Origin of the sequence: Rhodococcus sp. IEGM 1406 (assembly GCF_030056745.1) — a bacterium.
In the GTDB taxonomy this organism is placed as follows: domain Bacteria; phylum Actinomycetota; class Actinomycetes; order Mycobacteriales; family Mycobacteriaceae; genus Rhodococcus_F; species Rhodococcus_F erythropolis.
In genome coordinates this window covers 359,748-373,361 of the sequence record NZ_JASHKO010000001.1, presented here as the reverse complement: position 1 = coordinate 373,361, position 13,614 = coordinate 359,748, and the positions used below count along the sequence as shown (strand labels likewise).

Genomic DNA, 13,614 nt, shown 5'->3' with positions numbered 1-13,614 from the left:
CGGAATTGCCCGGCGTCAGGAAAGGCGCATCGAACCCGTGTCGATGTACCGCTGATGGAACGAGAATGCCTCGCCCAGGATGTGCGGCGTCTGCCCCGCGCCCGGCTGAGCGTCGGCGCGAGCGATGTAATCGCGGAGCAGTGGCCGGAACTCCGGGTGAGCACAGTTGTCGACGATCAGGCGCGCGCGTCGCCGCGGAGACAGACCGCGCAGATCGGCCAACCCCTGCTCGGTGACCAACACCTGAGTGTCGTGCTCGGTGTGGTCGACGTGCGGAACCATCGGAACGATCGCCGAGATCTCACCCCCGCGGGCCGTCGACGGGCTCAGGAACATGGACACGTAGCCGTTACGAGCGAAGTCTCCCGAGCCGCCGATTCCGTTCATGATCTTCGTCCCCATGACGTGCGTCGAGTTCACGTTGCCGTAGATGTCGGCCTCGAGCATGCCGTTCATGGCGATGATTCCGAGTCTGCGCACCACCTCTGGGTGGTTGCTGATTTCCTGCGGACGGAGCGTGATGTGGTTGCGGTAGAAGTCGATGTTCGCGGTCAGTTCTTCGATGCCCTCGTCGGTGAGCGCCAAAGCCGTCGACGACGCATGCGCGACGGTTCCGTCCTTGATCAGCTTGAGCATCCCGTCCTGGATGACCTCGGAGTAGCAGGTCAGGCCGCGGTACGGCCCCCGATCGAGACCGCCGAGGACCGCATTGGCAACATTGCCGATGCCTGCCTGCAGCGGAAGCAAGGTATCCGCCGGCATCCGTCCGGCGCGCACCTCGAAGTCGAAGAATTCCAGGACGTGGCCGGCGATCGCCTCACTGACGGCGTCGGGTGCAGTGAGAGGGCTCGCGCTGTCTCGGCAGTCCGTCTCGACAACGGCCACAACCTTCGCGGGATCCACTCGGAATGTCGTCTGGCCGATCCGGTCTTCGACGCGGGTGATCTCGAGAGGCTTCCGATGCGGCGGCAACGCGGTGCCGTAGTAGACGTCGTGGATGCCTTCCATCGCCTCGGGCACCCAGGAGTTGACTTCGAGAATGACCTTGTCTGCGACGTCGAGCCACGTCTTGTTGTTGCCGATCGACGCGGAGGGAATCAGTTCACCTGATTCGGTGATACCGGCGACTTCGACGACCGCGACGTCGACGTTGCCGTAGTAGCCCTCCCACACCTGCTGAGCAACGTGGGAGAGATGGATGTCGACGTAGTCCATGCGACCGTCGTTGATGCGGCGACGCGCGGTGGCCTCGGACTGATACGGCATACGCAGCGCGATTCCGTCGACCTCGGCGAGCAGCCTTTCGGTCTCGGTGGACACCGAAGCACCGGTCAGGAGATTGATCGTGAAGTTCGATCCGTTGCCGCGGGTGTGGTGAATGCGCTCGGCCAGTGCCGGAATGATCACCTTGGGAGTACCGGCGCTTGCGAAACCGCTGATCGAGACCGTGTCGCCGGGGTGAATGAACTTCACAGCGTCGGACGCGGCCATCACCTTCGACGCAAAGGCTGTGGCGCGGATGCGGCTGGAGGTGGCTTTGTGTCCGGTCTCACCGAAAGATGAACTCACGCCACCAGGATAAACAGGGCACATCGGAGCAATTTACGGGGATAACCCAGACAGAATCGCTCCGACGTGCTATGCGCTCGGGTCAGCTGACGACGCCGTAGGCGCCCTCGCCGACCAGGCTTGCAATTCGATATTTCTGAATCTTGCCCGAGCCGGTCAGAGGAAATGCTTCTGCACTGAACCACTCCTTGGGTGCTTTGTGGCGTGCCAGTCGCTCGGTGCAGAACTCGACCAGTTCGGCTGCGGTCGGCTGGTCGGACTCGTCTTTCCACCTGATGACGGCAACCACCCGCTCGCCCCATACCTCGTCGGGCACACCCACGACCGCTACATCGAGGATCTTCGGATGCGTGAAGATCACGGACTCGACCTCTCGCGGATAGATGTTCTCCCCGCCGCGGATGATCATGTCCTTGAGCCGGCCGGTCACCCGGACGTATCCACGGTGATCCATCGTCCCCAAGTCGCCGGTATGCAACCAACCGTCCTTGTCCACGGTGGCAGCCGAAGCCTCCGGGTTGCGGAAGTATTCGGTCATGACGAGGTACCCGCGCGCGCAGATCTCACCTTGTTCGCCGAGTGGCACGCTGTCCCCGGTCACCACGTCGGAGATCTTCACCTCGACCTGCGGCAACGCGAGACCGACCGTCTCCGATTTGTCTTCGGGGGTGTCGGCGGGGCTGGTCTGCGTGATCACGGGGCTCGCCTCGGTTTGTCCGTAGACGATGCTGAACCCCGCACCGAAGGCCGACTCCACCGTGCTCACGAGTTCGGGCGGGACCGACGACCCACCCGACACGACCACCGAACAGGTCGAGAAATCGCGGCTCGCGAAGCTGGCGTCGTTGATCATCGCGATCAGCATCGTCGGAACTCCACTGACCACATCCGCGCGAAAGCGTTCCGCCGCATCGAGAACCGCAGTCGGGTCGAAATACTGGATCAGACCGATGGACATTCTTCGCTGTGCGGCGCCGAGGACCAGGATGCCGCACCCAGCGGTGTGGAAGAGCGGCATCGCCGAGACCACCGAACCCCGTTCGGGGAATTGACCTCTCCGACTGACGAAATCGGCATTGTTGACCAGTCCTCGGTGATGCAGCAGCGCACCTTTGGGAACTCCGGTGGTTCCCGACGTGTACTGGATCTGCGCATTGTCGTCAGGAGAGACTTCCGGCAGTGCGCCCCGTTCGCCGGCCCAACCTCGAACCTGACGATCCCAGTCCTCGAAGTTCACTGCCAGAACTTCTGCTCCCGCAATCGAAATCGCCTCGGATGCCACCGCCGCCATGTCACCGCCGCGAAACTTTCCGGTGTGGAACAACCCGCGGGACTGGGACTGCGACAAGACGTACGCCAACTCCTCGGCGCCCAACGCCGGATTGGCAGTCACCAGAACCATTCCGGCGAGCGCGGCGCCGTACTGCAGAATCATCCACTCCGGAATGTTCGGAGCCCAGACCGTTATCCGGTCGCCGCGGTCGAACTGCGACAAGAGGTAGTGCGCGCACACCTCCGCTTCACCCAGGAGTTCCGCAAAGGTCCAGGTGCGATCCGTCTCGGAGGCACCGGACAACGAATGCGATTGCGTCGGAACCACTTCTCTGATTGCAATCAGGTTCGGCGAGTCCGCGGCGCACTCTCGGAGCAGCCCGCCGACCGTTTGTTCCACTATCGGGTCCGACACGTCCGCGGGGAAGTACGACGTTTCGAGAACACTGCTCATCTCACATCCACTTTCTATCGTGAAGGGGTGTCGGATTCGGGGAGCGGCCCGCCTCCGTCTGGAATCTTGCGGCCGGAATCGCGGTACTGCACCGCGGCGTGAAATCCGTCGCGTTCGGCAAAATCCTTGAACCAGCGCCCTTCCGGCGAGTGGCGCGTGATTCCGTCGAACAGGGTTGCCAGCGCCTGGGTACCCTGCAACCCCATGTTGTCGTACGCCTGATTGATCATCATCTTCTGCATTGCCAATTGATTGAGCGGGACACCGGCGATGCGATCCGCCAACGCCTCCACCGCAGCGTCCAGTTCGTCGGCCGGCACCGATTCGAGCGCCAATCCCCAATCGGCGGCGGTGACACCGTCAATGGTGTCTCCCGTCAACAACATTCGCTTGGCGCGTTGCGCCCCGAGGCGGTACACCCACATAGCTGTGGTCGGGCAACCCCAGACGCGAGCAGGCGGGTATCCGATGCGGGCGTCGTCAGCCATGATCAGCATGTCGCAAGACAGCGCAATATCGCTTCCGCCTGCGACTGCATGACCCTGAACTTTGCAGATGGTCGGCTTGAGCGATCGCCAGAGGGTGAAGAAGTCGTCGGTGTTCTGCTTCATGCCCCGAAAGTCCTTGATGGGGTCCCACACCGGGCCTTGATTCCACTTTCCGTCGAGATCTCCTTCGGCGAACTTCTTGAGGTCGTACCCGGCGCAAAACGCCTTGCCTGCGCCTTGCAAGATGATCACGCGAACGTCGTCGTCGTCATTGGCCGCCGCAACTGCATTTCGGATGTCCGACGGCATCCGATCGTCGATTGCGTTGAGCCGATCGGGGCGGTTCAGGGTGATGTACGCCTTACCACCAGAGGTCTCGTATTTCAGGGTCGCAAAATCTGTCATCATCGGTCCTGTCGATCGAGCGCATCTCGAACGAAACGAGTTGCGCTAGTTCTGGGTGAGCAGCAGGCGAACGACGCCCGCCCATTGACTGATCGAACGACGCGCAGAGGCATCGCTCTTGTGTACCGCCCGGGACAACGCCAAACCACGGAGCATCAGCACGGTTAGATCTGCAATTTGCGAATAGTTCTCGGAAGCAACAATTTCAGGCCCGAACGCGTCATGGACAACTCGCTGCAAATCCCGCCCGGCGACGCGCTCCGATTCGCGGAGAACCTCCGCCAACACCGGATCCGTCCGAGCCGCCGACCACAGTTCGAGTTCCGCTTGGAACGGCGGCTGAGTCAACGCCGAATACAAAGCGGAGATCGAGTTCTCGATCGTATCCACCGACGGGTCTTGTCGAGACATCGCCGACCTCACCGCCGCCTCGTTCCGCACGACGATATTCGACACCAACGCGGCAGTGAGCTCCTGCATATTCGGAAAGTGGTGCAGGAGAGCGCCCCGACTGACTCCGGCAGCCGTTTGAACCGACTGCGTCGTCAACGACGAATACCCGTCCGCTATCAGTAAATCCGTTGCCGCATCGAGAATCCGGTGGCGCGTGGCTTCGCGCTGCGCGTCACGCAGGGTCACGGTCACACCTCCAGCCTCTCGAGTGGCATGGCTCACAGTTTCACAGTCCATTCAGACTGTCAACGGTTGAAGACCTCCGGCGTACCCTCGATCCACCGGACCTCGGACTGATCGGAGCAACAAGTGAGAACCTCACCGCCGACCGTCTCGCTGACGCTCGATCAACTTGCCTCACGCGCCGCTTCACTGATCACCGACAACGGCCGATACATTCTCGGCATCGCGGGAGCCCCTGGAGCCGGGAAATCGACGGCTTCACAGGCAATTGCGCAGAAACTGGACTCACTGTGCACCGTCGTCGAGATGGACGGCTTCCACCTTGCCAATCGGGAACTCGACCGACTCGGCAGGCGTGGACAAAAAGGCGCTCCGGAAACTTTCGACGCCGACGGATACGCGGCGCTTCTACACCGCCTCCGATCCGAAGACTCCATTGTGTACGCGCCCGCCTTCGATCGCGAGATCGACGAATCAATCGGCAGCGCAACCGCTGTCGAGCCTCGAACGCCATTGATCGTCACCGAGGGAAACTACCTCCTCCTACCAGACGGCAGCTGGCCACAAGTACGAGCGGCGATCGACACCGTCTGGTACCTCGAGGTTCCGGAGGCGACACGCACGCAGCGGTTGGTGAAACGCCACAGCCGCTTCGGGAGGAGTTCCGAAGCGGCCGCGGACTGGGTGAGACGGGTGGATCAACCGAACGCCGACGTAATCGCAGCGGCCAGGTCACGTGCGGATCTGATCGTGGAGATCCGCACGTGACTGCCGAAGTTCGGCAACTCCCCACACCCACCCGTCATCCAAATGAACGGCGAAGACTACGGTAGTTTGGATTAAAAACCCTGGTCAAGTCGATTTCATATCTCCATACATACGTACGTATGGATCCTCTTTCGGCCATCATCCTCGGGCAACAAACTCTACCGCTGGTCGCCGCCGTCAGTCTGGCTCCTCAGTGAAACTCGACAGTTGCGCAGCAAACAGATTCAGTACGTTTGCGGTTATTCGTTCGGTGAAAGGATCCCGGTGAATCAGTCCACTGACCCACTCGGTCGTCCCGGCATTGAAAACGGTTCCGAGACCGCGCTGATGTGTTGCCACCATTCCCGAACCGTATTCGAACTCGCGCAGATGCTCGGGGAGTTCTCTCCCATAGGCACTTTCGAAGATTCCCGACACCTCGGCGAAGGGCACACCAATCGGAGCGGTGCCGTTCCAGTTGTCCCGTGACCCCGATACTGCCGGCGCCATTGCGATGATTTCCAGATCCTCTGGTGCACCGTCGACACCGGTGGCGTACGGCAGACCCTTCCTGAACGTGTAGTCCGCACCGTCCATTGCGAAAGCAGCAATACAGACCGGCGCGATTCCGAAGTTGTCACCGTAATACAGGTCGGTTCCGTTCAATGCCCAATGATCGGGCCGGTATACGGTAAAGCCGCCGGATGACCTCGGAGCTGTTGCACCGTAACGGTTGTACACCCCCGCCATCGCGGTCAAACCCATCGTCCACGCGCCCGGCCGATCAATCTCGGGGGAATCCCATGCCGTGGTGACGCGGGTGGGGTCTACTTCTCGTATGGGATCGTCGAAGGGGTTCTTGTAACAAATCTGCGCGTCACCTTCGATGCGTACCTGCCACAGGAAGTTCCCGCCGAATCGCGCCAGGCCGCCTCCTCCTTCGACAAATGCGTCGAGACGATCACGCATTTCCCACGACCAGTACTCGTCGTGACCGACGACGACTGCACACGAATATCCGCGCAGCGCTGAAGGATCCTCATGTAGGTCGTGCTGGGTGATGTGGTGTACGAGAAACGCTTGCTCCTCCGCCCACACCGTGAACGGGCGTTCGTACGTCGCCCAGAATGCGTCGGCGTGATGGCGCGAGTATCCGTTCACCCAGGCCCATTCGTACGGCGGGTGCCGCGGAACCCATCCGATTCCCGGCATATCGGTGTGAATGTTTCGCGCTGCACCTTCGGGTTTGCGCAACATCCCGCGCGCGATGGGACGCTGCGTCGACGAAATCGGTGTCGCCACGTCGCCGAAACCGTCCGGGGCACCACGGAAATTGTTGGCTCCGCCCCAGTCGTTGTAGGCCAACATCGTGCTCGTGGTGTGGATGAGGACCATGTCAGCGTGCTCGGGTTCACGTGCCTTGACAATGAAGAAGCCCTCACGTTCGACGACCACACCTTCGTGGCGCATTCGAACCAGGATCAGGTACATCCCCGAAGCCCAATTCGGTGCAACGGTGAAGGCAACGGATTCCGACCAATCACACCCGGTCGCATAGGCGTCGTCGGGCGTCGACTGTTGTTTTCCTGGTAGCCCGATGTACTTGACGATGCTCTGTGGGCGCGCGCCGTCACGGACCACCTCGATGTCGTATTCGTCAGCGGTGGTGTGGACCCGCACCGAGACGGTGTCGCCGGCGAAGTAGGAGAACTTGTCTGCGTAGACCCAGATCTCAGGTGCACCCGGAATCAATCCCGGCCGTTCGACCAAACCACCAGTGGCCGACCACGCGGCAGCAGCACCCGCGCGACGTGGACGGGTTTTCTCTCTCATGGGGTAACTCCGTGGATCGTCGTATTTAGGCGCATGGACTGGGAATGAGGGTGCCCGAGGTCGACCGAATTTCACTCGAAGTTGTCCCGGTGTTCTACGAGAGTGCCGAAACGTTTCGGCATAGTCAATAGCTCTGATGAAACGATTCGGCGAAATTTCTTCGACTGAACAATCGTCCGCCAGGTTCCCCCTGCCGAAACGATTGGGCGTTACTCTTGAGTAGAAACCGCCCAGCAACTAGAGGACGCGACCCCGATGATCACGCCGAACGTCCCGACGCTTCGCGATGTCGCGACAGCCGCCGGCGTCGCCGTGTCCACAGTTTCCTACGCACTCAACGGCAAGGGCAGAGTCGACTCTGCCACCCGGGCGCGTGTTCAAGAGGTTGCGGATCGCTTGGGTTACCGAGCCAATCGGTCGGCACAAAACCTTCGCTCGGGTCGAACCGCCACCCTCGGGTTGATGCTCCCGGCTCCGGACGAGCCTTCCTCGGCCGAGTACCTCAACTTCGACTGGTACGGCCGTGTGGCGACCGCCGCCACACAGGCAGCGTTCCACGCCGATCACTCACTCCTGCTGTTGCCGTCGATGAAGGACCCGAACGGACTGCGTCGCATCGAGATGGACGGTGTGATCGTCGTCGACCCGATGATGCACGACCCTCGCGTCGACATCTTGAAGAAACTCGGAATACCTTCTGTCGTAGTGGGTCCCGGCAACCCTGAGCAATTCGGATGGAGTATTTCGCCGGATCTCTTCGCCACGACCGAAACGCTCTTGAACCACCTCACCGAACAGGGCGCAACGGATATCCTTGTCCTCAATCCCGGAATGGATTCGGCATGGACTCGCGCAACGACCATCGCTTACCTCGAATGGTGCCGCATCCACGGCGTGTCGCCCCGAGCCACGGACGACCTGGCGTCGTTCGAGGGCGTCAATTCCGTCGAACAACTCGTCTCCGCGGCATACGGGGCGACTCACAAAGCACTGACATCCGAGAATCCCCCTGACGCGATCCTCTCGGTCATCCTCGGTTGCGCCCCCGCCGCTGCACGAGCGGCGCTCGATCTCGGCCTGTCAATTCCCGGAAGTATCTTGATCGCCCAGGACAGTGACGAGCCCGCTCTACTGATCTCCGATCCCCCGATCACCGCCGTCGACTTCTTCCCCGAAGAACAAGCAGCTTTGGCGGTGGATGCACTGCTCGCCCTGATCGACGGTGACGAACCCTCTGCGCCGACCCACACCCGTAGCGAACTACGAATACGAGCAAGCACCGCAAATTCGCTCACCCCATGAATTCACTCGGCACCGATAGACTGATTTCCTGACAATCGTCCGTCGCAGACCGAGAGGAATCAAGCCATCGCGCACCGCTCCCGCGACCGCTTGGCCAGGTACCTCGCCGTAGCGCTCGTCTGCATCTTCACGCTCGTGATCTCGGTCGCCAGCGCCACCGGTCTCGACCGCGATGTCCCTGCGGTACGCATCGCTTACGCCGCTGCCGCAGATACTTTCGGCGATCTGTATCTTCCACCCGGATCGGACGGCGACCTGCCAGTCGTCGTATTGATCCACGGCGGCGGCTGGGCGCAGAAGAGCAATCTGGAGTACGCGGGTGCGTGGGCAAAAACGCTGACCCCCTACGGAATTGCGGTCTGGAACATCGAATACAGACGTATAGGTGGGCAGGGCGGTTGGCCGACTACTCTCTCCGATACCGTTGCGGCGACCAACGCGCTTGCCGGCATCGTTCAGGAAAAGGCCTCCGGGCGACTGGATTTGGGTCGCGTGCACATCGCCGGATACTCCGCGGGCGGACAACTGGCCGCGTGGGTCGCGTCGCGACCACAACAGGACACGGATGCTCCCGCGCCTGACCTCACCGTGCCGATTCGTTCGGCGACGATCATGGCCGGCGTCTTCGACATGACACTCGCCGCAACCGCGGGCAAAGATCGATTTGTTCGAAATCTTCTGGGCGGCATGCCGGTCGATCACCCTGACCGTTACCGCATCGCGTCACCGATCGAACATCTCCCCACCGGGCTCCCCGTCACGGCGATCCACGGACTCGGCGACAAGGTCGTGTCGGTCGAACAGAGCCGGCGCTATGCCCGTGCCGCACGAGCAGCAGGCGACGTGGTCGATCTGATCGAACTACCCGGCGTCGGCCACGGCGACTTCGGAAACCCGACAACCAACGCCTGGGCTATCACCAAGCAAGCAATAATCGATCACGTAAACACTCCTTGAGCAGGTGAAACCGCCTACTGTGAGCATGATCGCCCGCAAAAGGATTAGCTGAAACCAACTCCATGACGTACGGTGGGGTTATCAGAGGGCAGCCGTCAGTCAGGCAGCCGGTCGCTTCGCCCGGAACGACAGTTCCAATATTCGTTCCAGGGGCAGACTTCCAGTTCGGTGCAAATCCGCGCCTTTGATCACTACGCACTTTCATCAGTCCCGCAGATTGTTGACCAGGCCGAAGGCTCCGACAGAGTCCGCCGCCAATCGCGTACCGACTGCACCAGTATCAACATGCGCTACACACCGCACGGGTCCAAAACCCTTGCGGTTCAAAGGAATACCTTGTACAACACCATGATTCACCCCGACGACACGAACAACCAGACGAACAGTGTCCCGACAAACGGACTACGGATCCCGACCAATTCGGGCCGTCTCCGCGAACGGGCTCTCGAAATTGTCTGCACGCTCTACCGCTGCAGCACCGACGAAGCCGCCGACCTGCTGGTACGACATTCTCAGACCAACAACCTCAAGGTCACCAGCCTGATCAAGGCGCTTGTCGCCTTGATCGACGAGGACACCTCCGGCACCGGCTACGGAAGCAACAACGCGCTGGCGTCTCACTTCTGGCTTCGCGAGATCAGGAATCTCAGCCAGGCCCACCGACGCAGCGATCACTTTCACCGCCATCTCGTCGGCGCGTAACAGTCGCTGAACGACAACTGACCTGAAACGACAGCTGGGGCAGTACACGGAAATCGTGTACTGCCCCAGCTTCGTGTTTTCAGTTGTCAGGCGGAAGCCGATTCTCGGCAGTCAGGCGGAAGCCGATTCTCGGCAGTCAGGCCGAGGCCGATTCCTTGTTCAGGTCCTGCCGCACACCGTCGGTGTCGGTCGCCTCGTCCACATGCTGCGGAGCGAAGAGCAGGCAGACGATGCTCAGGATGCACATGCCGATCAGCAGTGCGATGACCGGCCAGATGCTGCCGGTTGCCTTGTACATCAGCGTCGAGACCAGCGGAGACAATCCGCCGAAGATCGCGCCGGCACCCTGGTACGCCAACGAGATACTTGTGTAACGAGCCTGCGGCTTGAACATCTGTGAGAGAACGGCGGCGATCGGACCATACGTGGCAGCAAGCACCAGTCGCATGACCGCAAACGTCAGGAAGATCAGGAACACGGATCCGGACTTCAGCACCAGGAACTGCGGCGCTGCGAGTATTGCGACCGCAGCAAGACCCCAGATGACCACGCGGACGCGCCCCACCTTGTCGCCGAGCCACGCAACTCCCAGGGTCGCGATCAACTCGACCACTGCAGCGACACTGAGCGCGTTGAGAATCAGCGTCTCCGACAAGCCGACGTCGGGGTCGGTTGCGTATGCCGTGATGAAGGTCGTCACTAGGTAGTAGCCGCCGACTGCGACCGGCAGAATGCCGATACCGAGGATGATCGGACGCCAGTTGGTCACCAGCGCGTACTTGAGCGGCAGCATCTCCGGAACGTCCGCGGACTTCACCTCGGACTCGAAGACCGGGGACTCCTCGACCTTCAGGCGAACGACCAAGCCGACCAGAATCAGCAGTGCCGAGCAGAGGAACGGCAGACGCCAAGCCCACTCGCGCAGAGCGTCGTCGCCGAAGGTGGAGAGAATGCTGAAGAAACCGGTGGCAAGAAGGGCGCCGGCCGGGTTGCCCAGCTGAGCGAATCCGCCGTAGAAGGTCTTCTTGTCCTCGGGAGCATGCTCGACGGCCATCAGGACCGCGCCACCCCATTCGCCGCCAACGGCGAAGCCCTGGACGAAGCGGAGTACGACCAGCAGTAGCGGCGCCCAGAACCCGATCGACGCGTACGTGGGCAACATGCCGATGAGGAATGTTCCTGCACCCATCAGCGTCAGGGTGACAACAAGAGCGGTGCGTCGGCCCATCTTGTCACCGACATGGCCGAACACGATTCCACCAAGGGGGCGGGCGAAAAACCCGACGGCGTACGTCGCGAACGCCGCCGCAACGCCGGTCAGGCGATCGGTTCCGGGCGGGAAGAAGATGTCACCGAACACCAGGGCGGCTGCCGTGGCATAGACGTAGAAGTCGTACCACTCGATGGTTGTACCGACGAAGGCTGCAAATCCCGCCTTGCGGGCCTTCACGATCTGTTGCTCTCGGTTCATTACTTTTCCTCGGTGGTCGAAGTGCTCGACAATAGGTGGTTATGACCTGAATGTGCGAGTTCGCCGTCGATCCAGGTCTCCCGGACCTCGATCTGCGCAATCGCGTCGGCCGGAACCTCGAGGGGGTCCGCGCCCAGAATGACGAAGTCGGCCCGCTTGCCGACCGAGATGCTGCCAAGTTCTGCTTCACGGCCCAACGCACGTGCACCGTTGAGCGTGTGAGCCTGCAGTGCCTGGTCGGCGGTGATGCGGAGTGCATCGGAGCCGAGCTGATGGCCTTGACGCGTCACACGAGTGACGGCTGCTTGAATTGCCTCGAGCGGCTTGGGCTCTGCGACCGGGGCGTCGGAGCTGATGGTCACGGGAACCTCGGCAGCGATGAACTCCCCGAGCGGGTTGAACCGCTCACCCGGAGTGCCGATCGCCGCGGTGACGCCCTCACCCCAGTTGTAGTAGTGCTGCGGCTGGTTCACCGGGTACACACCGGCCAGGTTCATCCGGGCGATCTGCTCGGCCGTCGGGAGCCCGCAGTGCTCGATGCGGTGACGCGCGTCGGCGTCGGGGTGAGCCTTCTGCGCAGCTTCGATGGCGTCGAGCACCATGTCGATGGCGGTCGGCGACTGCGCGTGCGTGGCGGTCTGCAGACCCACGGAGTGTGCCTTGGCAATGAGCTCCGAGTAGTCCGCCGGCTCATGGTAGAGCTGCCCGGTGCGGCACGGGTCGCCCACGTAGCCGTCGGGGAAGTATGCGGTCCAGCCGCCGAGAGTGCCGTCGGCGTAGAACTTGATGCCGCCGAACGCGAGCCGCGAATTGCCGAAGGCGCCATGCATTCCCGTGTCGATGACGTGATCGAGGAGATGGCTGAGCATGTACATGCTGACGCGCGTCTTGAGCTGATCCTGCTCGGCCAGACGCAGGTACATGTCGAATTCACGACGCGTCACCTGGCAGTCACCGATGGTGGTGACGCCGCCGGCCAGGAACTTGTCCTGAGCGACCGACAGCTGGCGAAGGTGCTCTTCCGGCTCGTCCTCGAGATGGAAGTTGGGTCCGTGATGGCCGACCTTCACACCGTTGACACCGGTGAGGATGTTGCACGCGGCGTCGGACAGCTCGCCCGTCAACTCGCCGTCTGCGTCTCGGAAGAACTCGCCACCGGCCGGGTTCTCAGTGCTCGCATCGATGCCGTGCTTGTCGAAAGTGAAGGAGTTGACGACGCCGCCGTGACCGCTCGCGTTCATGAGGTAGACCTCGCGATCGGTGGCCACCTGATCGAGCTCTTCCTTGAGCGGATGGCGCCCTTCGATCAGGTTGCGGTGCTCATAGCCGTATCCGCGAATCGGGACACCCGCAGGAGCTGTGAGTGCCGCTTCCTGAAGCAGGGCAATGATTCCGGGAATCGAGTGCGCCTTCTCCGGTCCGCAGTCCACCCAGCTGAGCATCTGTCCGTACATCAACGGGTGTGCGTGCGGATCGACGAATCCGGGGACGACGGTGGCGCCGTCGAGTTCGACCACCGCGGTCGTGCGAGTGCTCAGGCGTCGCGCCTCCGTGCGGCATTCCTCGAGTGTCCCCACCGCGGCAAAGCGGTTTCCGAACACCAGGAACGCTTCGGCTCCCGCCGTGCTGTCGTCAACGGTGTGGATCTTGGCGCCGGTGAAGATCGTGGCGGTGGCGTCGAGCGGCGAGGCTTCGTGCGTGTGCAACTTGCGCATGGTGGTCCTTCGTCGAGATGGTGGTGCAGGTCACTGCGTGTTGAGCGAAAACTACGCCCTGAC

At 61.7% G+C, this 13,614-nt stretch carries 11 protein-coding genes; 4 read left to right on the top strand and 7 right to left on the bottom strand.

The genetic code is table 11. The features are described from left to right. Nucleotides 1-15: 15 nt before the first annotated feature. From scpC to QM596_RS01730, 4 genes are read right to left on the bottom strand one after another with little or no spacing between them, the layout of a single operon-like run. Entirely contained in the window at nt 16-1,593 is a 1,578-nt protein-coding gene (scpC, locus tag QM596_RS01745; RefSeq protein WP_370627678.1) for a succinyl-CoA:acetate CoA-transferase ScpC, read from the bottom strand. Between the two features lie 58 nt (nt 1,594-1,651). Then, nucleotides 1,652-3,295, bottom strand: a complete 1,644-nt coding sequence (locus QM596_RS01740) for an AMP-binding protein (RefSeq protein WP_029256538.1) — start codon at nt 3,293-3,295, stop codon at nt 1,652-1,654. Between the two features lie 14 nt (nt 3,296-3,309). Next, entirely contained in the window at nt 3,310-4,191 is an 882-nt protein-coding gene (locus tag QM596_RS01735; protein WP_283307923.1) for a crotonase/enoyl-CoA hydratase family protein, read from the bottom strand. 42 nt (nt 4,192-4,233) lie between these two features. Next, nucleotides 4,234-4,827, bottom strand: coding sequence for a TetR/AcrR family transcriptional regulator (locus QM596_RS01730; protein ID WP_020909519.1), 594 nt, complete (start codon nt 4,825-4,827; stop codon nt 4,234-4,236). A 123-nt stretch (nt 4,828-4,950) separates the two neighbouring features. On the opposite strand from QM596_RS01730, the gene QM596_RS01725 reads away from it, so the two are divergent. Next, nucleotides 4,951-5,592: a nucleoside/nucleotide kinase family protein gene (locus QM596_RS01725; RefSeq protein ID WP_060937807.1), complete on the top strand. Its 642-nt coding sequence runs from the start codon at nt 4,951-4,953 to the stop codon at nt 5,590-5,592. Nucleotides 5,593-5,769: 177 nt separating this feature from the next. Here the strand turns inward: QM596_RS01725 and QM596_RS01720 are convergent, their stop codons facing one another. Next, entirely contained in the window at nt 5,770-7,404 is a 1,635-nt protein-coding gene (locus tag QM596_RS01720) for a N,N-dimethylformamidase beta subunit family domain-containing protein (protein WP_195790905.1), read from the bottom strand. Nucleotides 7,405-7,659: 255 nt separating this feature from the next. Here QM596_RS01720 and QM596_RS01715 point away from each other — a divergent pair, with 255 nt between their 5' ends. The 3 genes from QM596_RS01715 (at nt 7,660) to QM596_RS01705 (ending at nt 10,365) form a co-directional block, all read left to right on the top strand. Further along, nucleotides 7,660-8,706, top strand: a complete 1,047-nt coding sequence (locus QM596_RS01715) for a LacI family DNA-binding transcriptional regulator (protein ID WP_070385036.1) — start codon at nt 7,660-7,662, stop codon at nt 8,704-8,706. Nucleotides 8,707-8,796: 90 nt separating this feature from the next. Beyond that, nucleotides 8,797-9,663: an alpha/beta hydrolase family protein gene (locus QM596_RS01710; protein WP_080910325.1), complete on the top strand. Its 867-nt coding sequence runs from the start codon at nt 8,797-8,799 to the stop codon at nt 9,661-9,663. A 336-nt stretch (nt 9,664-9,999) separates the two neighbouring features. Further along, the gene (locus QM596_RS01705) at nt 10,000-10,365 is read left to right on the top strand and encodes an ANTAR domain-containing protein (RefSeq protein WP_029537179.1); all 366 of its coding nucleotides are present in this window, start codon (nt 10,000-10,002) and stop codon (nt 10,363-10,365) included. Between the two features lie 136 nt (nt 10,366-10,501). Here QM596_RS01705 and QM596_RS01700 read toward each other — a convergent pair whose 3' ends face one another. Next, entirely contained in the window at nt 10,502-11,836 is a 1,335-nt protein-coding gene (locus QM596_RS01700; RefSeq protein ID WP_020909524.1) for an MFS transporter, read from the bottom strand. Next, nucleotides 11,836-13,551 carry an amidohydrolase gene (locus QM596_RS01695; RefSeq protein WP_029256542.1) on the bottom strand — a complete coding sequence of 572 codons (1,716 nt, stop codon included), beginning with the start codon at nt 13,549-13,551 and terminating at the stop codon, nt 11,836-11,838. Before QM596_RS01695 ends, QM596_RS01700 begins: the two co-directional genes overlap by 1 nt. Nucleotides 13,552-13,614 lie beyond the last annotated feature (63 nt).